The sequence below is a fragment of the Komagataeibacter rhaeticus genome, from assembly GCF_003207855.1.
GTDB lineage: Bacteria > Pseudomonadota > Alphaproteobacteria > Acetobacterales > Acetobacteraceae > Komagataeibacter > Komagataeibacter rhaeticus.
In genome coordinates, this window is the sequence record NZ_NKTZ01000002.1 from 422,667 (window position 1) to 445,033 (window position 22,367).

Consider the following 22,367-nt stretch of genomic DNA (forward strand, 5'->3'; position numbering starts at 1 on the left):
TAAAGAATCAATATATGAAATTTTTATGTATAGACAGTATTCCAGATACCGCTCCATCCGGATTCAGGTCACTGGAATTCGTTTCCGTGAAAGAAATATGAAAATCCCGTTCCTTTATTCTATTCCATTTTGGGATTTGCTATGTTCCCTGAATTGCACTTTCGGGTTCCTTTTCCACCGCCTGACCGGACAGATTCATGAAAACAGTTTCCTGTATCATGCCAGCCATAGCCTTACTGCTTGCATTATCCGCGCCACATGCGGGCCTTGCGTCTGATGAAGCGGTAAAAATGAACCAGATCCAGATTATTGGAACGCATAACAGTTACCGCCGCAGCATTGCCCCCAGTACACTTGCCTGGCTCAAAGGCCAGTCCCCACAGATGGCCGAGGCACTGGATTATAAACACGGTACCATTCCGGCCCAGCTGGATGGTGGCGTGCGTCAGCTTGAAATTGATATCTATGCGGATCGCACCGGCAGGCGTTATGCAAGTCCCCGTGGCGCGGAATGGCAGAAAAAAGCAGGGCTGACGCCCGATAAGGACCAGAGCGACGTGACGGACGCGCAGGGTACGGACTTCAAGGTCATGCATATTGTTGACATTGACCAGCGCTCGAACTGTGAACCGCTTCGTAACTGCCTGATGGTCATAAAGGCGTGGTCGGATGCCCATCCCAACCACCTGCCACTTTATATAGATATTGAAACCAAGCAGGACGTTCCTTTTGAAAATGGTGCATTCACCAGACCGGAACAGTTCACTCCCGCCACCTATGACAGGCTGGATGCCGAGCTGCTATCCGTGTTCGGGCGTGAGCGTATTGTCACCCCGGATGACGTGCGTGGCTCCTGCGCAACCCTGAACGAAGCCATCCGTACACGCGGATGGCCCACACTGGCCTATGGCCGTGGCAAGGTGGTGTTCACCTTTGACCGCCCGCATGACACGGCGCGCTATCTGCTCGGCCACCCTGCCCTGCGCGGGCGCGTTGTATTTACAAATGGCCAGCCCGGCGCCCCCGATGCCGCCTATACGGAAGCCAATGAAGGCTTTGTGGGGCATGCGGGCAATGGCAGCACCGAAGTCAACAATACAACAGCCCTGCGCCAGATTCAGGATCTGGTGAAAGAAGGCTATCTGGTCAGGACCCGTTCCGACGCCAATACGGTTGAAGCCAGACAGAACGACACCACCCGCCGGGACGTAGCATTCCAGTCCGGCGCACAGATCATCAGCACGGACTACCCGTCTTTTGAACCGGCACCGTGGCATGATTTTACCGTGTCTTTCCCAGGTGGGGTTATTGCACGATGCAACCCCGTTACCGCGCCAGCCAGTTGTTCCGCTGCCGATGTTTCCGAATAGTACGTTGGTCCCTGAAAGCCTTGATGTCATATCAACAAGACTGCCAGGCGTTTTCATGTGAATCTTCTTTGAATAGCAGACTGATCGGCAGAAGCCTTGCATGACCGGCTTCCGTCAGGGCAGTCCGCATCATTGCAGACCGCATGAAACATGCGCATATTCGCCTGATCCCGCGCGGGGCAATCCCTTCCTACAGCGCAACACCGCCGTACGATAAGCAGGAAATACATGCCATTCCTGATGCATTCCGGAACATCCAACTGAGCCGCAAGGAGGCCAGGATATTCCCGGACAGGCCGTGCCGTCGCGGTCGATCCTGGCTACCTACCCGCATCATGCCGGGCCTGTTTCCACCCGCCATGCCCACTGCCTCCCGAACAGCCAAGGCAGCCTAGCCTGTCGCCATTCTCACGACGGGCAGCACAAATACGTAAGAAACTGTTTGAGAATAAATCATTGATAAAAAACAATAAAAGTTTTTGAGTATCGCCTTTTTTTAAAAGGCGGCGTTCTTTCGAAGCTTCTGCCATAAGCTTCACCAAAAACTTTCTTTAATTTTAAAGCGCTCTCATGAGCTGACTTATCAAACAGTCTCCAAGCAATCCGGCCGACGATCTTCCAGACAACGCACGACACGCTGACGTCATCCGGACGGAAAACACGCGACTGTCTTCCCGGCCTCAGGTTTCAAGCACCAGAGATCTTACTCCCTGCCCCCCTGCCGGGGCATCCACCCCGTGATGTGCTTCCATGAAGAATGGCCCTATGTAACGAATTCGTTATAATTCCGGTTCGGCGCATATGTCGTACTTCTAAAAGGGATCGGGGCGTTTGTGATCAAGACGGCGGGTACCCACTTACATAGACTGCAGGCAGGTCTTCCGGTCCCGTCAATCTGAAGATCTATTGACGCCCCCCTATCCAGTGACGACAGTCCGGAAGGTCACCGGGCTCCTTCCCCATCTCCGGCACACCATACAAGGCGCGGGTTCATGTTGGCACAGATACATAGTCGCTTTATCGTAACGACCACACTCAGCCTGCTGTATTTCCTGCTCATGGCCGGGACCTTCAACTCACTGGGCGCGGTGCTGCCCCTTATGGTCAAGGACCTGCACATGGACTGGGGAGAGGCTGGATTCGGCTTCTCCCTGCTGGGACTGGCCTGCGGGCTTGGCAGTCTTCTGCCCGCCGTGGTCATCCGTACCGTGGGCGTCAGTGCCACCATTGCCGCAGGGACACTCCTGCTTGCAGGGGGCTTCGCGTGTCAGGCGATGACACAGGGGGTCCGGGCCTATCACATCGGAACGGTATTCATGGGGCTGGGCTTCTGTTTCGGAGGAACAGTGGCTGGGGTGCATGTCATTTCACGGCTGTACCAACGCCCCTCCACGCCAATCGGGATCTATTTCACCCTGGGCAGTCTGGGCTCCGTGTGTGGCCCCATGCTTTTTTTCCTGATCAACCAGAGCGGCAGCAGCTGGCGCGTGTTCTGGATGATCTGCTGCTGCGCGGCCCTGGTCATTGGCGGGGCCGCGGCATTTTCCACGCACGGCTACCACTTCAGGCAGGATGACGACACGGAAAACGCGGCAACATCGACAACGGGCGGATGGTCGACCCGCGCGGCCCTGGCCACGCCACAGTTCTGGATCATCATCGCCGCCTATACCACCTGCCTTCTGATCAATACGACAGTCCACACCTTTGCGGTACAGCACTTCCGTGAACAGGGACTGACACTGGGGCGTGCCGCAACCCTGATCAGCATGGGGGCACTGGTGGGCGCCGTGGCCTCCACCCTGGCCGGTCTATGCGGGGAAAAGGTGGATGCCCGCAAGTTGACCCTTCTTTCGCTTGGCAGCCTTGGCCTTGCCGCCACCTGCCTGCTTTTCCCCCCGACTGCACTGGCATTGTCCGGTTTTGTCATCTGCATGGGTCTTGGCATGGGGTCCAGTTATGTCAGCACGGCCATGCTGCTGCTTACCTATTTCGGACGCCGCGCCAATCTGGAGCTTTATTCGCTCATGTGCATGATTTCTACCCTGGCGGCCCTTGGCCCGGGCATCGGCGGCATGGTCCGGGACCGGACAGGTAATTTCACGCTGGTGTTCCTCTCTCTCGTAATAATCGGTACCGTCCTGTTCCTTACGGTCCTGCTCATGCGTCGCCCCATGCCCAGGAATACCGCCGATGCCGATATCTTCATGCCCGAGGCAGGCTAATTCCCACGTCATTCTCCACCATGGACACCAGGCTTGCCATGATCAATTTCGCCAATGCTTCCAAAGCGCCCTACCCGATCACACAGGCCGAGCGCGATGCCGTGGCCGCAGCCATTGACCCGGCCGAACTGCTGGATCTGGCACTGGCGCTGGGCAACATTCCCAGTCGTTCGCGTGAGGAACTTGCAGCCGCGACCTTTGTACATGACTGGATGCAGGCGGAAGGGTTCCGCCCCCATCTGTCGGGTGCCACACCCGAACGGCCCAATGTGATTGGCGAATACGGCGGACATGGCACAGGTGCCAACCTGCTGTTTACCGCCCATCTGGATACCGAAAGCCCAAGCGGCAACGCGACACAGGACCGGTTCCGCTACCATCCCGCAACGCTGGCGGAACCGGAATGGACACGATGCTGGCTGGAAGACGGGCACCTGCATGGCTATCCGATATCCAATGACCGGGGACCGATGAGTTGCATGCTGATTGCAGCCAAGGCCCTTAAACGCGCGGGGATCAACCTTGCGGGCAAGGTGTACCTGACCGCCTGCCCTGGAGAAATCGGCCCCGAACCCATTGAGGAGTTTGCCGGCATCGACTACATGGGCAAGGACATCGGTGCGCATTATCTTTTTCATCACGGTGGCGTCGCACCAGACTATGCCATTGCCGCGGAGGGAACGGATTTCGGCATGACATGGCAGGGGTGTGGCTACACTGTCATGCGCATTCGCATTCTGGGGCGCGGACTGTTCACCCCCATTCTGGATACCCCGGCACGAACCACCAGCCATCCCAATCCCATTTACCGCCTTGGCCCGGTCATTGATGCACTCCATGAGTGGAGCCGCGCTTACGAACACAACAATATCCATACCGGTCCCGGTGGCATTTCCCGCCCCAAGGCCCAGATCGCGTCCGTACGGGGGGGAAGTCCCACCGATTTTGGAGCCGGCACGGAAGTGTGTGCGCTGTATCTGGAAGTCATCATGACACCAGAGCAGAACGTGGCCGAGATATATCATCAGCTCAATGCCGTCCTGCGCACGCTGGATCTGGAAGGCTTTGAACTGGAACCGGTGGTCGTACGCCATGGTTTTGAAGCCGACAGTGCCCGTGTGGCGCCCCTGGCGGGTGCCGTCGACCTTGCAACGCAACTGGCGCGTCACCAGCCCGCCCCCATGGCGCATCCTGTCTATTCCAGCATGTGGCGGGACCATAATGTCTTCAACATGCAACGCATCCCCGCCCTGACAACAGGCATGCCACGCTGGCGTCCGACACCTGATGACCTGACTTCCAGTGCGTTGATATACGCCCTGACAATGCTTGCGGTATGCGGTCGCCATGAAAGCCGGCCGGCATGCGTGTCAGGGGATGGTGTTTATGATGACAGTCCCTTCCCATCCTGACCACACTCCGGGCACGGCAGGTTCCATTGCCGGGCAGGATAGTTGCCGGGTGTCGCCTTTTTGAAAAAGGCGCCATGCCCCGGAGCCGGGTTACGGTAAAACCATAAAAGAGGACTACCGGGCCACTACAAATCCATCGCCATTACAGATCCAGAACCAGACGCGCGGTCCGGGAGCCGGAGCAACAGACCATGATCGTCCTGCCTTCCGCCTTCTCGGCATCCGTCAGGATGGAATCGCGGGCGTCCGGCATGCCTTCGAGCACTGTGGTTTCGCACATGCCACACACCCCTTCGTGGCAGGAGGATGCAACGGCCACTCCTGCCGCCTTAAGCACATCCAGAATGGTCTTGCCCGCCGGTATTGCAAGGGTCCTGCGGCTTCTGGCCAGAACGACCGTAAAACCGCCCGTTACATCTGGTGCTGCAACGGGCGCAAAATGTTCACTATGCACCTGTGTCCGGGGAAGCGTGGCACAGGCGGTCTCAAACGCCGCGATCATGGATGCGGGCCCGCAACAGTAAAAATGCGCATCGGATGGGGCGGCATGGATAATACCGGCAATATCCATGCGCGCACCATCGACTTCCCGGCAATAGGTCTGGACCATTCCCCCCGCTGTCCGCGCGGCGGCTGCATGCGCCATATCAAGACAGACGGCCTGCGCACGGTGGCGCATGGCATAATGCAGGGTCCATGGACGCCCCTGGGCGGCAAGGTGCTGCACCATGCTGCATAACGGCGTAATGCCAATTCCACCCGCAATCAGCACGCTCTGCCCGGTACCGACCGCAAGAGGAAACAGGTTACGCGGCGCACCGATCTGCACGACATCCCCCTCACGCATTGAAGCATGAATGAAGGCGGAGCCACCCCGGCTGTTTTTTTCCCGCGCAACCGCAAGCAGGTAACGATGTGTCTCCTGTGGATCATTGGCCAGGGAATACTGCCTTACCAGCCCATTGGGCAGGTGCAGGTCAATATGGGCACCGGCACTGAACGACGGCAGACAGCCGTCATGCCGCGCCCGCAGGTCAAGCACCCGGATATCAGGAGAGAACGCATGGATCTGGTGTATCCGGACAGCGTGCAGCGGTTCTTCCATAATATCCCATCCTGCGGGGGGCCAGCACGGCACATGCCCTGATACAGGAACAGCCGTGGGAACAGTTGTCCCTCCCCCACAAAATACTGACAAGCGCCTGATTGCCGATAGGATGGGCTGAACAAGTATTGGTGCGGACCTGAACAACTTCCACGCCCGTGATACCATTATCATCCATGACGGCGCGTATACAGGCCGACACCTGAGCGCCCGTCCGCCTTTCGATAACGCATGACCCATTATCGGCAACCAGTAAGGACATTCATGACATTCATGTGCGAGGGGGAAACCCTACGTCCATCCGTTGTTCCCGGCGCGCTGCACCGGCTTGATGCCCTGCCCGAGACCATTCACTGGGGGTATTTTGATGCCGCCCGTGCCCCGTCTCTGATCATCAGTTCAGGGGACCTGATCCAGGCCGAGGCCGTAACCCACCATGCGGGAGATGATCCTCACCTGATGATGGACGACAAGCTGTGGCAAATCTGGAACAGAACACCTGAATCCGACCGGACGCCCGGCGTCCACATCATGACCGGCCCGATTTACATCCGCGACGCAAAGCCGGGCGACATGCTGGAAGTGCGCTATCTGTCCATGCAGCCGCGATTCAGGCATGGCTCAAACCTTGCGGCGCATTGGGGACAGCTCTATCAGGAATTCGATGAAACGGAACGCGTGACCATCTATCAGCTTGATGCTGACACCAACACGGCACAGGCTGCCTACGCCTATGATGTCGCGGATAAATACCTGACCCCGGGACGCATTACCTACTGCCCCGAATGTGACCGCCGCATGGCACTGCAGGGGGTACGTGTGCCGGTTCGCCCGCACCTGGGCACGGCGGGGGTTGCCCCTGACATCACCGGTCGCGTCAGTACCGTACCGCCGGGCCTGCATGGCGGCAACATCGATAACTGGCGTATCGGGGCCGGAGCCACCATGTATTACCGGGTGCAGGTGGAAGGAGGGCTGTTTTCCATCGGTGATCCCCATATCAGTCAGGGCGATGGCGAGATCAGCGGCACCGCCATCGAGGCTTCGCTGAATGTCCTGTTCCAGATCATATTGCGCAAGGACTTCTCCTTCCCGTCCCCATTACTTGAAACGCCGAAAAACTGGATCGTCCATGGATTTGGAGATACATTGAACGCAGCCATGAAGAATGCCTCGCTGGACATGCTGGATCTGCTGGGAGAAAAGGGGCTGTCGCGCAACGACGCCTATTCATTGATGAGTGTTGCGTCAGACTTCACGGTGACACAGGTCGTTGACGGCACGCAGGGCGTCCATGTCCGCATGCCACGCAATATCTTTCCCTCCGGCGCCCGGAAAACGGACTGAAATCTGTATCCATGCAGCCCTGCCCCCTGATCATGACCATACCGGGGGCCGGACCCTGCTGGACGTCCTGACCCCTGCGGTCAGGAACGGGCCAGGCATGCCGCTGCCCCCGATACACGCCATTGCATGAAAGACCACTGTTCCACCGGGCAGGCGCGAATGTGCTGCTTCATACAGCCATTCCTCTGACGCGGGCGCCGCATGGGCCAACGCGGCATCCCGGACTCATCTGCCGGGTTGGACAACCCCGGGCAGGATGACGTGACCATGGGGCCGATCGTGCCCCCATGGTCCAGACAGGCTTTACGGAGACTGTTGCGCACGCTGCCGCTGCCATTGAGCGCGATAACGGGGCACCAGCCAGCAGTTGAAGACCCGTTGCGCCCCTTCCTGCCAGGAATAGCGCCCGCGTGGCGCGAAGCGTGAGCGCAATCCTTCCTGCACCAGTTCATCAACATGCAGGTCCTGTGCGATGATATCCGAGGCAGCCTGCATGTTCATGGCCATTTTGTAGGAAAACGCCGGATCGGCCATTGCCCCGGGTGCCACGAGTACGCCCTGGTCCAGATAATGGCTTTCGGGTCCATCAGCCCGCAGGATCATGTAGATGACCATGTCACTGGTCAGGACAAGCGACAGGGTGGGCGGCAGATTGGCAAAAACCATCTGGCTGCGTCCCGCCATGTCCAGATCGGGAAACAGCGGCAGGACCGCCTTTTGCGTTGCATTAAAGCTTGCATCCGCATGCAGGGTACCATTGGTCCGGTAATAGCCGGCCGTATCTTCCGGCAGGGTCGGGAAGGCCGCCAGTTCACTGGGAACAAAATCATGCAGCACGCCATGATGCAGTTTATTGGCGTGGTAGCCATCATTATTGTTCTCGAACATGACCTTCCAGTTCCAGGGATAATGTAATGGCTCCCCGGGGCGTGGTCCTTCGGCCTCTGCCAGGCGGTAATTCCGCACCACTTCACTTACCGCGCCCAGGCGTGGAGCAAGCGGGGGGGCATCCGGGTCGAAATTGATGAAGATGAACCCTTCCCATACCTCGACCTGAAAAGCAGGGAGTGACGCGGATGCCTTGTCAAATCCGCAGGTTTTTTCCATTGCGGGTGCCGCGACAAGCTGCCCGTCCAGCCCATAGGTCCAGTGATGGTAAGGACAGACAAAGGAACGCTTCCTGCCATGCCCTTCCGCCACCAGCATGCCACGATGCTGGCAGACGCTGGACATGGCACGCAGCACGCCATCACGCCCGCGCGTCACCAGGATCGGTTCACCTACGATTGTGGTCGTAAAGTATTCACCGGCTTCATCAAGCCATGACTCCCGGCCGACACAAAGCCATTCATGATCAAAAATGGCCTTCTTCTCGAATTCGTAGAAACTTTTATCAACATAGCATAGGGGGGGTAGGCTCTCGGCCATTTCCGTTGGCAGTATGGAACTCTCGAGACTGTCCATAAAAGATTCGTTGCAGAACGAAGGTTTATTATCTTGATCCATGGCATGTCCCCTTGGGCCATTCAGTAATGGGGAGATTAAGGCACCCATCCCGCACCATCACATGTTCCGGCGCGGAACGCGCGCTGATCAGAACGGTCTGTCACCCGCAATCGTGACCCGGAAGCCTGAGCGGGTCTGGGGGAAGTAATCCCATACAGCCTGATGCTGCGTGCAGCGATTGTCCCAAAAGGCAACGGAACGTGGCTGCCAGCGAAACCGGACCTGGAAGTTCGGATTCATGCAGTGCACGTAAAGGAACTGCAGCAGGGCATCACTTTCCCCCTTGGGAAGCTGGTCGATGCGCGTGGTATAGGATGAATTGACATACAGGCACTTTTTTCCCGTAACCGGATGCGTGCGGATAACGGGATGGCTGTTGCACGGAAATCTCCTGGTAGGATCATTGACAATGGGCCGATAGACATGTTCCCCGTCATGGGTCGCGGTCAGCCCGGTCAGCAGATCCTTCATGCGCGGCGATAACGCTTCATAAGCGCTGTACATATTTGAAAACAGGGTATCCCCCCCGATTTCCGGCACGACAGGCAGATACAGGATGCTGCCCATGGGGGGGCATTCATTACAGCTCAGGTCGGAATGCCAGTTCTCACCCGCCACGAATTTTGACCTGCCATCGGCATGGATGGCCACGATTTCCGGATAATCAGGCAGGCCGGCCACGCCACTATGTATCGCAAGATCGCCAAACAGGCGCCCGAAGCGCAGGTGATCTTCATGCGTTATGTCCTGGTCCCGAAAGAAAATTACAAGATGCTCCATCAATGCATCATGCAGTATCCTGAACACATCGGCATCAATGGAACGGAACAGGTCCACCCCGCTGATCTCCGCACCGATCCTGCAGGTCAGGGGCCGTATCTGTATATCAGCAGCATTCATGGCTGACGTATCCTCCTGCAACCTTTTCTTCCATCATGGTCCACATCCTGCTCAGCCGGAAAAACGGGCGCGCAGGGCTGGCAGGACCGACTGCGACAGTTTGCGCAACCCGCTTTCATAATCCGGGAAAATCAGCATCAGACCATCAAGGTCGGCATTTTCGATCTTGGCGCTGATCTGTTCGCACACCGTTGCGGGACTGCCGGCCGTAAACGGCGCCATGAAGCCGGAACGCGCACGGCTTGTCATGGCATTTTCCTTGCCGATTTCCGCATCGATCATGCCGTAGGAACGCATCATGCCGTAGAAGGCCTGTTCATCAAACCCCTGCCGGATATGATCCACCAGCGCCTGCGCCTCCTCATCCGTTTCCTCGATGATCAGAATCTGCATGGCGTAGGTACGTAACCGCCGGCCGGCGGCTTTTGCCATGCTCTTGGCCTTCAGGCTGACCGCCCGCATCTCGGCATCATCCCGGCCACCGATGAAGATGGCATCCGTTTCCTCAACGCTGAACCGCATGCCCCGTTCGGACATTCCGGCGGCAACAATAAAGGGACGTGGCTTCTGTATCGGTTTCGGGTAGGATTCACAGTCATCAAGATGAAAATACTTTCCCTTCATGGTCACCGATGGTTCGCTCCACAATGCCTTTACCGCGCGCAGCCATTCGGTAGCCAGGTCGTACCGCTCATCATGACCCATGCCTTCGGGCCAGGCCCCCATCTGCTCGAATTCGCCCTTGTATGAACCGGGCACAACATTCAGGCCGGCACGGCCATGGCTGACCTGATCCAGAGTTGCAATCATCTTTGCCGCCACGGCCGGATTTTGCAGCATGGTATGGAAGGTGGTCCAGACCTTGACCCGGCTGGTCTGCGCCGCCAGCGCGGACATCAGCACCAGACTGTCCAGTGATGTGTTCCAGTGCTGGGTCACGCCCCCATACCCACGGAATTTTGCCATGGACATGATGAAGTCCAGCCCGATCTCTTCCGCCAGCAGGGCTGCCTTGCGGTTATATTCGTATGAGCCATCAATTTTGGGTGCGGTTTCGGACAGGATCCACCCGCCATTGGCAATCGGCATGAAAATACCGAAATCCTTCCCGCCCCGTTCGGATGGAAGGTCAAAAACAGGAGAAACAAAAGGGTTCATTATGGAAATCCTCGACTGCAACCGATTTCAGGGCGGAATAGAATGGTTTTTACAAAACCGGCACCCCGAATACATAGACAGATAAATAACCGTAATTCTTGTTTGTTAACGCCTGACCATTAGATCATTACTATGATTTTCACGCATTCACATCATGTGGGGGCGCCTTACCGGCAGCCATCCCCGGCCAGAAGGCAATGCTCGTCATGCTGAGTGAACCATGCTCGATATGATCAGGGCCAAATGTCACCTGATCATCAGGCTCACGCGTACCCAGCACGTAAAGAAGCGGCCAGAAATGGTCCGGGCTTGGCACCGACTGGCGCGCCGCCTCACCCAGTTCCATGAAGTTCACGACATCCCGCAGGCGGTCCGCCACGATCGCATCATGGATATAATCATTGAAACGTGCCGCCCATTCATAGGGCCGCACATGCTGGTTGTTCCAGTCCATGCGGGGCAGGTTATGGACAATGTTGCCCGTCCCGATAATGAGTACGCCCTCATCGCGCAGCTGACGCAGGCGTATACCCATCTCGTAATGCCACTGCGGTGGACGGGTGGCATCCATACCCAGCTGCACAACCGGTATGTCAGCCTGCGGATATGCCTTGACCAGTACGGACCATGTGCCATGGTCCAGTCCCCAATCGCCATGGTCCAGCATGACCGGTTCAGGGCTGAGCAACTGGCTGACCCTCTCGGCCAAAGCCGGGCTTCCAGGAGCCGGGTACTGGATATCGAACAATGCCTGCGGAAAGCGGCCAAAATCATGAATGGTCGGGGGCGTTTCCATTGCCGTCACCGCAGCGCCACGTGTCAGCCAATGCGCGGAAATGCACAGGATCGCGCGCGGACGCGCATATTTGGTATCGACTTCATGGGCAATTTCAGCCCAGCGCCGCGTCACATCATTGGTTTGCAGCGCAATCATCGGGCTACCATGGCCAAAAAATAGGACTGGCATACGCATCGTGCATATCCTTTCACCGGGTTTGAACGCCCCGTCGTTTCAATAACAAGCCAAATTCATGCTGCATGTTTTGTCCATACCCTTCATGCATTTGTTCCTGCTGGGTCTAATCGTCACGCATATTCAGACAAGTCTGCCCTGGTCGCCAGTCTGTAAGATAATTCGATTCCCGGCTGCGCGATAAGGCATGCCCCCTCTCCTGCCACCGGGAACATGGTGCAACGTAACAGGTCGTTGCAGGCAGTCATGACGAACCACTGAAGGAAATATCCGCGATGGCCTATCCCAATACCCTGATTTTTGTTGATCTTGCTGCCGATGATCCATCAGCCGCAGCCAAATTCTATGCTGAAGTATTCGGATGGGTAAACGATCCGCGGCCCGAAGGGGTCTATCACCGCATGATTCCCGGGGGCCAGTTCCGCAACAAGGATGGTACGGACAGCACCATTGGCAACCTGCATATCGGCATATACCGCGCGGCAAATGCACGCCCCTACCCGCTGCCGGAAGGGTCGGACCCACGCACACTGGCCGATACAGGACGCAAGGCACGGGTCTGGATTCTGATCAGCGACGACGATACACCCGAACGCATACTGGCAACAGCGAAAGAAAAGGGGGCCACAATACTGTGGCGCGATCATTACTGGAAGGAATTCAACGGATACAACCATGCCTTCCGCGATCCGTGGAATAACGAGATCGTACTGTGGGGGAAGGCTGGACCGGAACCGCGCATTCCGGACGGCTACACGCGCGAATAGAAGCCGGTTACACGGGAAAGCGCAGCACCCGGCCAGCCGGAATACTCATCTCGCAAGAGATACGGCTGCGGGCATGACAGGATGGGCGTTAAGCTTATCATCAACCGCCGCGTGATTGGCATTACGCCATTCACGCGGTGTCATGTCGTAACTCTGCCGGAATGTCCTGCTGAAATGTGCAGCGTCATTGAAGCCCCATCGGAAGCATATTTCGGAAATGGACAGATGTGTGTACAGCGGACTGGCAAGATCACCCCGGCACCGTTCCAGCCGACGCATGCGGATATACTGACTGAAACTGCGCCCGGCCATGGAGAACAGCTTTTGCAGCGTACGGCTGGAAATACCCTGCAGCTTGGCTATTTTCTGCACGTTCAGATCAGGATCCGCCAGTTCCGCTTCCACTGTCTGGCACAGACGGTGGAACAGCGCGATACGCCGGCTGGAAGCCGAAGACCCAAGGCTGGAGGCCTCATCACTCAGTACGCTGGAAATAAGGAGTTCAGACAGGACCAGTTCAACCGCCCGCAGCTGCGGCAGGGTCAGATGATCCAGCGCCCGCCCCAGGGAACACAGGGTATCACTGAAAACCTGCTGTATGCCCTGTGTATTTGTCAGCATGCCCACCCGCACGGGCATTGGACCAAGCAGGCGTGGATGCAGCACCAGACGCGGCAGGCGCACATACAGCAACGAAAATTCCACCGGCAGGGTCAGTACCGTATGGGTTGCAACCGGACCGAAGGCGACATCGCCTGTCCTGAGGGCAATGTCACCCATGCTTGTGGCAAGGGTACCATGCCCATCCAGAATCTGGGCCAGCCATATGCCATCCGACTGCCTGACGTAACGCCCCGCAATCTGCTGCGGGGCGGATGTCAGGCGCGTCAGTTCGATACCCAGGGGCGAGACAAGCCGGGTCGCACTGCCAAAAAAACCGGTCTGTGGCTCCAGAGGACGCGCGGCAGGAAGAAACAGCCGCGCCATGACTTCCTGCCACAAGGTGGCGGGGTCCTGATCCGGCTGCTGCGCCAGATTGAACTTCCATGCCTGCATCTGTCCCTCCATGATTGTCCCGGAACCGGAATTATGCGCTGGGCTACGCCACACCACCGCCCCACGACCCGAAACCGCCAGGATGGTGAATATGGAAAATGCTACAGCAAATCATAACGAAAAGGAAATAATAATGAGCACCGCCCCCCAACTGCCCCTGCCCGAAACCGGCAGCATGCTTGATACAGGCCGCACCGCATTACTGGTTATTGACGTGCAGAACGATTTCGCCGCCCCCGCTGGGGCCATCGGCCGCGCCGGGGTTGACATGTCAGCCATTGCCCCTGCCCTGGACAATATCCATGCCCTGATCGCCGCCGCCCGGTCGGCGGGAACACCAGTCATATTCGCACGCGTCATTACAACGCCGGAAACCGATACCAGGGCCCAGAAACTGCTTGCCCGGCGCACTGGCCAGGACCCGGATTCAATTGCCATCTGCCGTAAGGATACCTGGGGCGCCGCATATCATCAGGTCCAGCCCGAAAGGGGTGAGATTGAAATACAGAAACGGCTTTACTCATGCTTCTACGGAACGAACCTGGAAGACATATTAAAGGGCCGTGGTATCGATACACTGGTCCTGACGGGGTTTTCCACCAACTGCTGCGTTGAATCGACCGCCCGTGATGGCTTTCATCGGGATTTCAATATTTTTATCGTCAAGGATGCCTGCGCCGATTACGGGATGGCCGCGCATGAAGCATCCCTTGGCGCCCTGTCCGGCCAGTGTGCGCTGCCGATCAGCACACATGATGTCCTGCGGGCATGGACCTGATCAAAAAAAGGGAGGACCCGCCTCCCTTTTTATCTTTTCATCACGAAATCAGCCGTGGCACTGCGGCAACACGAATGTGGAAATGATTGTTATCCGTTTGCACTGATGGGTCCCTTGCAGCTGCACGGGGCTGCACGACGGCATTCTTGCCAAATCCCTCAACCACCGGCCGTTCTCCCTTGCGGCTGAGCCATAACCGCAGCAGGTGCCTCCGCCGCTGTGGTTCCGGATAATCGGTAAACCCCGTACGCGCATGCAGCGCCGCGTAATTGGACAGCCACTGGATATCACCGGGGCGGAAGTCCATTTCAATGGCCATGCCCGGTTCATATGTGATCGCATCGAACAGTTCGAGCACCTCCACCTGCCGGGGTGTCAGACGCGGAACTTCCGGGTAATCCTGGGCCGTGAAAATATACAGGGCACCAGCATACATGCTGAATACACCGTCGACGATGCTGACAATCGGCGAAGTGTAAGTATTGCCGGGTGCCTCATGATCCTGCCGTTTCCAGTCCCAGTAAAACGGTTCGAACAGCAGGGGCGCCAGATCGGGCCTGCGTCGCAGGATTTCGTTGTAAATCTCCGCTCCCGACACAAGGCAGGACGCACCGCCCGCCCGTGCGGGCCGCAGGCACATCAGGGATACGACATCCGAACTGTCCGAGTGATAGACCAGCTGATCGCGCACCTTTGAGGACAGTGCAGTCGGATCGTCCATCGTCTTGTCCGATGTGGCATAGACATGATCGACCAGATCACCATGTTCATTCTGCCGGATGGGTTCACCCATGTGCAGCCCGAGAATGTAATAGATCGCGGCGGACAGGGCATCGGAATAAAGATCGGTACGCAACCCGCGCACCAGCACGAAGCCCCGACCGCAGTCAACATCCCGCCTCCATGCCTGCACGGCATCGGCTGTAGCCACCAGGGGGTAATCCGTAGCCTGGACCGTGCGCAGGTCAGGATCGTCACGCATGAAGCGCTCACCCAGTGTTTCCAGTTCCGTCACCTGCCCGGGAGAAAGCTGGAACACCCATTCCTGCGACTGGCCCAGTCCATCACCCCGCCATGCGGCCGGGCCGGTTACAGGTTTGGGGACGGTCGATACACTCATGGTCTGTCCTCGTCATATATTGGCGGGCTCAGGTCCCGCGATGGCAATGCTCGGCACATGGCACCAGCCAGGACCGACAGCAGCGCAGCATAGGCTTTCTCATAAACCGGTTCTTGTCCATGCCGGCATATGGATTGACTGGATGTTCTCCACATCGCTTACGGCGCGGTTCCAGTACACAGGTCGTGATAGGCACGCCCGAACCAGACAAGTCCCCCACGCGCGTGATCCAGACGGACGGCTTCAACCCGGCACATCAGAATGTCATGTGTTCCCGCATCCAGAACCTGGCTGATGGAGGCATCAAAATTGACGACACACCCGTCCAGCACCGGCGCACCGGTTTTCAGGACCGACCAGGCCGCAGAACCAAAACGTTCATCACTGGATGCCTGGCTGCTGGAAAACAGCCGTGACAGCACCCGATGGCCGCCGGACAGCACATTGACACATAATACGCCATTCCGCACAAAAGCAGCATAAGAACGCACATTCCTGTTCATGCATACCAGAAGGGTGGGCGGTGTATCGCTTACACTGCATACAGCCGAAGCCGTAAAACCATGCCGCCCCGCTGCTCCATCGGTCGTAATGATGTTGACCGATGCCGCCAGCCACGCCATGCCTTCACGGAACTTAGCCTGATCCAACATGATCTTGTTCTCTCCAGCAAAGACCGTTCGAAACGGGCGCCTGCAGATATCCTGCGGGCCGCAAGGAAGTTTCTGGTTTTTATAACCTCTCCGGGAAGGGTAGCATCGGGCAATTTCCATGAATGCTTACCGGCGCGCTGTTTCCAGACGCGCGCTCAGAAATCGTAAGAGACCGTACCCATGATCTGACGCGGCGCGATATACTGGATGCTTGTCTGGTTCGTGCCATACGGGTCCGTATAGCGGGAGTTCACACCCGCCATGTTTGTCAGGTTACTGCAGGCAAGCGAGAAATCCATGGGAAGACGATTGGGTTTGTAATCCATGTAGAAATTGAAGAGGTTATACGAGGGAACATGATCATAGGCCGGGTTATTGAATATCCGTGCCTCATAGGGTCCACGATAGATATACTGTACTTTTGTCAGCAGTTTACCGTACGGTACGTTCCATAGATAAGATGCCGAAAGGGAACCCTGGACCGACACCAGTCCTGGTGGTTTGTTACCATGCAGGTTGGTCGCCGCCGCGGCAGCGGCTGACCAGCAGGCCGGATTATAGTAAGACCCGCCATAGCCACACGCCGGTGCGGTTGCATAGACCTGGGACAGGGCAGCCGCATCGATTGCAGAAGGATGGCCTACAATCTGACCATCCTCCAATGTCAGGTTACCCTCAAGGCGCAGACGGCCATGAAACATGAGATAGGCGGCTTCTCCCTCGATCCCGTACATATGCGCCTTGGGCAGGTTCGCGACCCCGTAGGCATATGGATACGGATCATTGGCGATATACTGCATGTTTTTATAATCGGAAAAGAATGCCGATGCATTGAACATGAATGTCCTGTTGAGAAACCAGTTCTTGGCCCCAATTTCGAAATTCATATTCTGTTCGGCTTGGAAATTATATTTTATGATTTTTGCGTTATCATTCCCGTTAACACCGCCCGGCTTGTATCCCGTTGCAATGCTGAAATACACCATCTTGTCCGGATCGACATCATAATCCAGTTCCGCCTTCCATGTGGGAATGGATGTGGAATAGGTATGATTGCTCTGGGACCCACCATATGCGGAAAAGTAAATGTTCGATGCATTGTATCGATCATAATTATAACGCACCCCACCATTTATATGGAGCTTTTTCGTAATGCGGTATCCAACCTGGAAATACGGCTGGATGGCAAAACGGTTTGCTGTTTCCTGATCGCCATACGCAAGATTGGACTGCGGGTTGGACACCACATTGGCCGGCACGGAAATAACGGGATCGATTGCCATCGTGCCTTCATATTCGGTCACAAGCTGATGCCCGCGCTGCCCCATGACATACAGGCCCACCGTCCAGTCCAGACGCCTGCCTGCCCTGGAACGCAGGGCAATCGTTTCAGAATAGTTGTTAAGGGAATTGTTGTTCTTGGCATCATAATCATATTTGCCCAGATCGGCAAAATTCAGGCGCCCGCTATCATACTGGTAAATACTGTTCACATGCTGTGTTGCCGTAACCGATGTCAGGGTTGCCCATGGCAGATCCCACTCCAGATTCAGATGATAGAACGATGTGTGAAGATTGTACTTGGTCGGATAATCCTGACTGACAATACGCGGATTGGAGATCGGGTCGTTTATGTTCTTCTGTTCCGGACCATTGGGATAGGCGCCATACCACTGGCCCGTCAGGGTTGCGCTAAAATTATCGATCGGCTGCCATTTGATGGCAAGCTTCCCGCTTATGTCGTGCTGGTCATCCAGCTGATAATGACCAATATAAGGGGAAGACGTATGTGCAAACCCATCGTGATCAAATTTCTGGAACGATCCACGAATGGCCAGGGTCCTGGTAATGGGCACATTCAGTTCGACCCGGCCGCGCGACAGATTGTAATTACCGCCCGTCGCTTCGACATGCCCGCTGATCCGGTCAAATTTGGGCTGGTTCGTATTCAGGATGATCGCACCACCGGGCGCACTCTGGCCATAGACCGTTCCCTGCGGCCCACGCAGGACATTCACGTTATCTACATCAAACAGGGTCTGGTCCAGTGAAATGGAATTGGCGATATAAACACCATCGACATAGAATGCCACGCCGGTAGACGTGTTAAGGGTATTTTCCGGCGTCTGCATGCCGACACCACGAATTGTAATATTGGTCTGGTAACCGGCCGTCTGGCTGACATTCAGTCCCGGAACTGACCCATTCAACCCTGAGAGAGATACAATATTTGATTGATCAAGGGTCTTTCCAGAAAGCAGGGTTACGGACGTAGGTGTCTTCTGTACCATACGCTCAACCCTGCTGGATGTTACCAGCAGCTGTTCCGCCTTCTGTTTCCCGACATTCTGATCCTGCGCGGCCCTGGATGCCAAATGTTTGCCATTCGGCTTTACTACAGGTGCGGCATGAGTGCCTTGCCCGTAAGCATCGTGCGCTACTGAATAACAAAATACCGACAAAACGGAAACACCCAGCAACAGGCGCTGAGAAGAACAAATCTTGATCATATTCGCCGTCCGCCCAAACATCATATGAAAAAATCAGATTTATTGTGCGTGATCGCATGGTGCGATCCCAGGAATTGAGATCCGCTCACTTGTCCATATATCCAGGCAAGGACGGCTTTACGGAACCATTGTTGTACGCATTCGTAACGAATATCTATGCACGGATGACCCAAAAAATTGTACGAAAAGACAGCCCTCCATCGCCAGCCCGACCGGTTATGAATGGGAATTGAACAGGTTGGACAATATTGTCCTGTTTCATGGAAAATGATGAGAAATGCAATGCAAGCAGATCATTTTTGCATGAATCTGGCATTCCATGCGCCCGGATTGTTGCTGGTTAAAAATCATTCGGGCAACGGCACGCGGCAGGACTGGCTGATCATGGCCTGTATCTCTCCTGTTCGTACAATTTTTTCAGTCAATCAAGGCAATTACTGATCGTAGTGATATTGTAATATCCTCTCTCCTGTCGCCCGGTATCCGGTCGGTATCGCATTGTGATCACGGATCAGGATTTTCCACCGTGCATCCCGGAGGAATCGTCACATGAGCACGCGTCTTTCCTGCGTATGCGTAATAGCCCTGACGGCCTGTTTCCAGAAGTCCATTCGGGAAGTCACGAAAGCCTGGTGGAAGAACGGCATAAACACTCTCACAAAGCATGTCCTGCCTGACAGAAGGCGCGACCGGGCAATCGCAGGCAGGAACAGGAAAATACCACAGATCACCATGGCAATGCTTCTGGGGACGGTTATCCTGTCTTCAGGTTATGGAAAAACGTTTTCTGGTCCACTTGTCCGGACTCAATCCGGCATCATCAAAGGCTCGCGCGATAAAGGGGTGGACAGTTTTCTGGGGGTGCCATTCGCGGCGCCCCATCCACACATAGGAGAGACGTGGTGACAAACTGGCTGATAACAGGCGCGGGGCGCGGGCTTGGCCGCGCCCTGGCTGCCGCGGCGCTGGCACGGGGTGATACCGTATGCGGAACGCTACGTGATGAAAGGGCATGCACCGCATTCGAAGCCCTGGCGCCCGGCCGGGCATTCGGGTTTCTGCTCGACCTGCGTGATCCGGCGGCGATCCATCGCGTTGTGAACGGGGCGGAAGTACAAACCGGTGGCATTGATCGCCTTGTCAACAATGCCGGTTATGGTCTGGTCGGTGCACTGGAAGAAACCAGTCTCGACTAGGCCCGGGCGCTTTTTGATGTCAACCTGTTCGGTGCAATCGCCATGATCCAGGCGGTGCTGCCCTTCATGCGCGCGCGGCGGGCAGGTTACATCATCAATATCACGTCTGTCAGCGGTCTCGCACCCTGGAGCGGCACTGCAATTTATGGGGCCAGCAAATATGCCCTGGAATGCATCGGCCAGACACTGGCGCAGGAAGTGACGCCACTGGGGATCAGGGTCATGAATGTGGCACCCGGCGGGATGCGGACCGATTTCGCCGGTCACTCCCTTGTTCTGGCAGAGGGTGATATTAAAGATTACGACGGCGGGGCACACGAGGCACGGCGCATCCTGACATCGGCACCAGGCCACGAAAAAGGGGACCCGGATCGCGCCGCGGCGGCAATCCTGCTGGCACTGGATACGCCAGACCCGCCACTGCATCTACTGCTTGGGGAAGATGCGCTGCATTATGCGGACATTGCACGGGAAGCACTCCAGACCGACATCGACGCCTGGCGTGAACTGTCCCTGACCACGACCGCAGATGGATAAAAAGACTTCCTCCCGCGCATATCTCATCCCGGATAGCCTGATATAATATCCAGACCGCGCGCGTGCCCGAAGATGTATCGGTTGTGGGTTTTGATGACACAGCGCCGGGCAGACCGGCGCGTCCCGTAACCGGCATGACGGATTTCAATAAACCCCATCATCCGGAAAACGGGCATCCGGATTGGCGGCCATTGCCCCCGTTATCCGTTTCCATCAAGAAATTCCCGCAGGGCCGGTCCGAAATTCTGGTTTTCATGACCCCGCCGCGTCAGCTTGACAAGGGCGAAACGCTGGAGTGAGGACAGATGCCGCCATTGCTCCGGTGTGGGGGGCCTCAGCCCGTCCGTTTCCGCTTTCAGCCTGATGGCATCGGGAACACCATCGGGCAGCTGCCATGCTTCAGCCCGGGCTGGTGGAAGGAATTCCGCCATGTCTCCCGCCCGTATCCGGATCAGGTGCAGAAGGAACGCGCGGTACGCCACCCGCTCCATCCGTGTATCGATGGAACGCGCCACCAGTGCATGCCTGTCTTCGCGCGTGAAACGGCTCCACTGACGCAGGCTGAGCTTTATGCCGCATATATCAAGCTTCATGCGCACGATCATGGGAACACAGCGCAACGATGTGGCAAAATCCATTTCAAAATTGAACAGCATGTTTCCGTCTCCCTGCCCCATGCCCTACAGCGGGCCCGCGCAGGCACGGGTCGGGTCGGCAGGTTCAGGACCGATCCAGCGCATCAGCAGCCGGTGTTCGGCATTGTCCAGCCAGCCCAGCGCCATCATGTCGCTTATGATCCAGTCCAGATCGGATGGCAGGAGACTGCCGCCGGTAAATGCAAGACATTCAGCCGCATCCCCGCCAGGCAGGATCGCACGCGTTGCCTTCATGGGTAACGTCAGGCCGCCATCCGCAACGGGAGCGGCCAGGACATGTGTGATTTCCTCCCGGTGTCCGGGCTGCTGGCAGAAGGCCAGCGCCTCGTGCATTGCGGCTGACAGGCACCGGGCCGTTGTTTCACACGACAGCAGCCGGCCCGATGCCACAAGAATCTTTTCGATATGGCCGGGCAGAACGGTGGCCGATCCGCCAACGCGGAATGCCAGTCCAAGCTGTTCCGCCTCGGTTCCCCATGGCGGCCCCACGCAGCCACCATCAATCGCATTTTCCGCAAGGGCCGTGATCATGTCCGTCGGCGGCATGACCGACAGGTCGATTTCGTTCTCCATGCTGACGTCAATCCGCTCCAGGAAACGCCTGAGAATGAGGAGATGGGTGGAATACATATGGACAACCGCTATCCGCGGCCTGCGGCCGATAGCCGTGCGCCAGCATTCAAAAGCCTGCCGCCCCCGCGACCCCGCCTTCCATACGCCCGCGACCGGATTGGTACCGCGCAGCATGATCGTGTTGCCGCCCCGGCTGATCCGGCCGAACGGACGCACCCCCGTATCGTGCCCGCGCCGCCCGAGTGCCGTCATCATGGCAAGGGGCGCGAAAATGACGGCGGCATCCAGGCGGTTCCACGCCAGCCCATCGGCTATGTTGGCCCAGGATGGAGAGACGACGACCCCGGTTTCCAAGCCGTGACGGGCAAAAATCCCTTTCTGCTGGCCCATGATGTGAGGTGGTCCCGTCCGTTCGGACAGTTTTGTGGGCTTGATAAGCTATACCCGGTTGTTGTTATGCCGCCCTTCTGACGGCGTTGCTGTTGGCCATCTGGTCCGGGGTTAACCCCGGACCAGATGGCGTCG

At 56.9% G+C, this 22,367-nt stretch carries 19 protein-coding genes and 1 pseudogene; 9 read left to right on the forward strand and 11 right to left on the reverse strand.

The window, feature by feature from the left end:
* The first annotated feature begins 290 nt into the window (after positions 1-290).
* From CFR78_RS04110 to CFR78_RS04120, 3 genes are all read left to right on the forward strand, one after another.
* Complete coding sequence (locus CFR78_RS04110) at positions 291-1,370, forward strand: phosphatidylinositol-specific phospholipase C1-like protein (RefSeq protein ID WP_240471468.1); 1,080 nt, start codon at positions 291-293, stop codon at positions 1,368-1,370.
* A gap of 992 nt (positions 1,371-2,362) precedes the next feature.
* Complete coding sequence (locus tag CFR78_RS04115; RefSeq protein ID WP_051672147.1) at positions 2,363-3,595, forward strand: MFS transporter; 1,233 nt, start codon at positions 2,363-2,365, stop codon at positions 3,593-3,595.
* A 20-nt stretch (positions 3,596-3,615) separates the two neighbouring features.
* Positions 3,616-5,007 carry a zinc-binding metallopeptidase family protein gene (locus tag CFR78_RS04120; protein ID WP_051672148.1) on the forward strand — a complete coding sequence of 464 codons (1,392 nt, stop codon included), beginning with the start codon at positions 3,616-3,618 and terminating at the stop codon, positions 5,005-5,007.
* A gap of 142 nt (positions 5,008-5,149) precedes the next feature.
* Here CFR78_RS04120 and CFR78_RS04125 read toward each other — a convergent pair whose 3' ends face one another.
* Positions 5,150-6,112: a PDR/VanB family oxidoreductase gene (locus CFR78_RS04125; protein WP_034932374.1), complete on the reverse strand. Its 963-nt coding sequence runs from the start codon at positions 6,110-6,112 to the stop codon at positions 5,150-5,152.
* A 264-nt stretch (positions 6,113-6,376) separates the two neighbouring features.
* Between CFR78_RS04125 and CFR78_RS04130 the strand changes: the two genes are divergently transcribed.
* On the forward strand, positions 6,377-7,459 hold the full coding sequence (locus tag CFR78_RS04130; RefSeq protein ID WP_034932376.1) for an acetamidase/formamidase family protein: 1,083 nt from the start codon (positions 6,377-6,379) through the stop codon (positions 7,457-7,459).
* Positions 7,460-7,762: 303 nt separating this feature from the next.
* Here the strand turns inward: CFR78_RS04130 and CFR78_RS04135 are convergent, their stop codons facing one another.
* The 4 genes from CFR78_RS04135 to ygiD form a co-directional block, all read right to left on the reverse strand.
* Positions 7,763-8,887: an aromatic ring-hydroxylating oxygenase subunit alpha gene (locus CFR78_RS04135; RefSeq protein ID WP_258365906.1), complete on the reverse strand. Its 1,125-nt coding sequence runs from the start codon at positions 8,885-8,887 to the stop codon at positions 7,763-7,765.
* 165 nt (positions 8,888-9,052) lie between these two features.
* Entirely contained in the window at positions 9,053-9,865 is an 813-nt protein-coding gene (locus tag CFR78_RS04140; RefSeq protein ID WP_034932380.1) for a TauD/TfdA dioxygenase family protein, read from the reverse strand.
* Between the two features lie 51 nt (positions 9,866-9,916).
* Positions 9,917-11,023 (reverse strand): LLM class flavin-dependent oxidoreductase, encoded by a 1,107-nt coding sequence (locus CFR78_RS04145; protein WP_034932382.1) that lies wholly within the window; start codon positions 11,021-11,023, stop codon positions 9,917-9,919.
* Positions 11,024-11,162: 139 nt separating this feature from the next.
* Positions 11,163-11,996 (reverse strand): 4,5-DOPA-extradiol-dioxygenase, encoded by an 834-nt coding sequence (gene ygiD, locus CFR78_RS04150; RefSeq protein WP_034932384.1) that lies wholly within the window; start codon positions 11,994-11,996, stop codon positions 11,163-11,165.
* 275 nt (positions 11,997-12,271) lie between these two features.
* Between ygiD and CFR78_RS04155 the strand changes: the two genes are divergently transcribed.
* Positions 12,272-12,763, forward strand: a complete 492-nt coding sequence (locus tag CFR78_RS04155) for a VOC family protein (protein ID WP_034932386.1) — start codon at positions 12,272-12,274, stop codon at positions 12,761-12,763.
* A 45-nt stretch (positions 12,764-12,808) separates the two neighbouring features.
* Here CFR78_RS04155 and CFR78_RS04160 read toward each other — a convergent pair whose 3' ends face one another.
* Entirely contained in the window at positions 12,809-13,831 is a 1,023-nt protein-coding gene (locus CFR78_RS04160; RefSeq protein WP_258365909.1) for a helix-turn-helix transcriptional regulator, read from the reverse strand.
* Positions 13,832-13,952: 121 nt separating this feature from the next.
* Between CFR78_RS04160 and CFR78_RS04165 the strand changes: the two genes are divergently transcribed.
* Complete coding sequence (locus CFR78_RS04165) at positions 13,953-14,597, forward strand: cysteine hydrolase family protein (protein WP_050800748.1); 645 nt, start codon at positions 13,953-13,955, stop codon at positions 14,595-14,597.
* A 40-nt stretch (positions 14,598-14,637) separates the two neighbouring features.
* Here CFR78_RS04165 and CFR78_RS04170 read toward each other — a convergent pair whose 3' ends face one another.
* The 3 genes from CFR78_RS04170 to CFR78_RS04180 all read right to left on the reverse strand — a co-directional run bounded on the left by CFR78_RS04170 (position 14,638) and on the right by CFR78_RS04180 (position 18,880).
* A complete protein-coding gene (locus tag CFR78_RS04170; protein ID WP_034932388.1) occupies positions 14,638-15,717 on the reverse strand; it encodes a TauD/TfdA family dioxygenase in 1,080 nt (359 codons plus the stop codon).
* A gap of 158 nt (positions 15,718-15,875) precedes the next feature.
* Positions 15,876-16,490: a flavin reductase gene (locus CFR78_RS04175; RefSeq protein ID WP_258365911.1), complete on the reverse strand. Its 615-nt coding sequence runs from the start codon at positions 16,488-16,490 to the stop codon at positions 15,876-15,878.
* Between the two features lie 35 nt (positions 16,491-16,525).
* Positions 16,526-18,880, reverse strand: coding sequence for a TonB-dependent receptor (locus CFR78_RS04180; protein ID WP_240471471.1), 2,355 nt, complete (start codon positions 18,878-18,880; stop codon positions 16,526-16,528).
* Positions 18,881-19,102: 222 nt separating this feature from the next.
* Here CFR78_RS04180 and CFR78_RS15980 point away from each other — a divergent pair, with 222 nt between their 5' ends.
* The 3 genes and pseudogenes from CFR78_RS15980 to CFR78_RS04190 all read left to right on the forward strand — a co-directional run bounded on the left by CFR78_RS15980 (position 19,103) and on the right by CFR78_RS04190 (position 20,613).
* Complete coding sequence (locus CFR78_RS15980; RefSeq protein ID WP_139064306.1) at positions 19,103-19,321, forward strand: hypothetical protein; 219 nt, start codon at positions 19,103-19,105, stop codon at positions 19,319-19,321.
* Between the two features lie 108 nt (positions 19,322-19,429).
* The gene (locus CFR78_RS15985; RefSeq protein WP_146221264.1) at positions 19,430-19,786 is read left to right on the forward strand and encodes a carboxylesterase family protein; all 357 of its coding nucleotides are present in this window, start codon (positions 19,430-19,432) and stop codon (positions 19,784-19,786) included.
* Positions 19,783-20,613, forward strand: a pseudogene (locus tag CFR78_RS04190) (oxidoreductase). The gene CFR78_RS15985 and the pseudogene CFR78_RS04190 overlap by 4 nt, the downstream one beginning before the upstream one ends.
* A 200-nt stretch (positions 20,614-20,813) precedes the next feature.
* On the opposite strand, the gene CFR78_RS04195 reads toward CFR78_RS04190, so the two are convergent.
* Positions 20,814-21,269 (reverse strand): nitrate reductase associated protein, encoded by a 456-nt coding sequence (locus tag CFR78_RS04195; protein ID WP_007399414.1) that lies wholly within the window; start codon positions 21,267-21,269, stop codon positions 20,814-20,816.
* A gap of 24 nt (positions 21,270-21,293) precedes the next feature.
* The gene (locus CFR78_RS04200; protein ID WP_110580990.1) at positions 21,294-22,232 is read right to left on the reverse strand and encodes an ABC transporter substrate-binding protein; all 939 of its coding nucleotides are present in this window, start codon (positions 22,230-22,232) and stop codon (positions 21,294-21,296) included.
* Positions 22,233-22,367: the final 135 nt, after the last annotated feature.

Excerpts from the sequence above, each read along its gene's own strand:
- CFR78_RS04110 (WP_240471468.1), top strand. The coding sequence starts at position 291 with ATGAACCAGATCCAGATTATTGGAACGCATAACAGTTACCGCCGCAGC.
- CFR78_RS04115 (WP_051672147.1), top strand. The coding sequence starts at position 2,363 with ATGTTGGCACAGATACATAGTCGCTTTATCGTAACGACCACACTCAGC.
- CFR78_RS04120 (WP_051672148.1), top strand. The coding sequence starts at position 3,616 with ATGGACACCAGGCTTGCCATGATCAATTTCGCCAATGCTTCCAAAGCG.
- CFR78_RS04125 (WP_034932374.1), bottom strand. The coding sequence starts at position 6,112 with ATGGAAGAACCGCTGCACGCTGTCCGGATACACCAGATCCATGCGTTC.
- CFR78_RS04130 (WP_034932376.1), top strand. The coding sequence starts at position 6,377 with ATGACATTCATGTGCGAGGGGGAAACCCTACGTCCATCCGTTGTTCCC.
- CFR78_RS04135 (WP_258365906.1), bottom strand. The coding sequence starts at position 8,887 with ATGGCCGAGAGCCTACCCCCCCTATGCTATGTTGATAAAAGTTTCTAC.
- CFR78_RS04140 (WP_034932380.1), bottom strand. The coding sequence starts at position 9,865 with ATGAATGCTGCTGATATACAGATACGGCCCCTGACCTGCAGGATCGGT.
- CFR78_RS04145 (WP_034932382.1), bottom strand. The coding sequence starts at position 11,023 with ATGAACCCTTTTGTTTCTCCTGTTTTTGACCTTCCATCCGAACGGGGC.
- ygiD (WP_034932384.1), bottom strand. The coding sequence starts at position 11,996 with ATGCGTATGCCAGTCCTATTTTTTGGCCATGGTAGCCCGATGATTGCG.
- CFR78_RS04155 (WP_034932386.1), top strand. The coding sequence starts at position 12,272 with ATGGCCTATCCCAATACCCTGATTTTTGTTGATCTTGCTGCCGATGAT.
- CFR78_RS04160 (WP_258365909.1), bottom strand. The coding sequence starts at position 13,831 with ATGGAGGGACAGATGCAGGCATGGAAGTTCAATCTGGCGCAGCAGCCG.
- CFR78_RS04165 (WP_050800748.1), top strand. The coding sequence starts at position 13,953 with ATGAGCACCGCCCCCCAACTGCCCCTGCCCGAAACCGGCAGCATGCTT.
- CFR78_RS04170 (WP_034932388.1), bottom strand. The coding sequence starts at position 15,717 with ATGAGTGTATCGACCGTCCCCAAACCTGTAACCGGCCCGGCCGCATGG.
- CFR78_RS04175 (WP_258365911.1), bottom strand. The coding sequence starts at position 16,490 with ATGGAAATTGCCCGATGCTACCCTTCCCGGAGAGGTTATAAAAACCAG.
- CFR78_RS04180 (WP_240471471.1), bottom strand. The coding sequence starts at position 18,880 with ATGATCAAGATTTGTTCTTCTCAGCGCCTGTTGCTGGGTGTTTCCGTT.
- CFR78_RS15980 (WP_139064306.1), top strand. The coding sequence starts at position 19,103 with ATGGGAATTGAACAGGTTGGACAATATTGTCCTGTTTCATGGAAAATG.
- CFR78_RS15985 (WP_146221264.1), top strand. The coding sequence starts at position 19,430 with ATGAGCACGCGTCTTTCCTGCGTATGCGTAATAGCCCTGACGGCCTGT.
- CFR78_RS04195 (WP_007399414.1), bottom strand. The coding sequence starts at position 21,269 with ATGCTGTTCAATTTTGAAATGGATTTTGCCACATCGTTGCGCTGTGTT.
- CFR78_RS04200 (WP_110580990.1), bottom strand. The coding sequence starts at position 22,232 with ATGGGCCAGCAGAAAGGGATTTTTGCCCGTCACGGCTTGGAAACCGGG.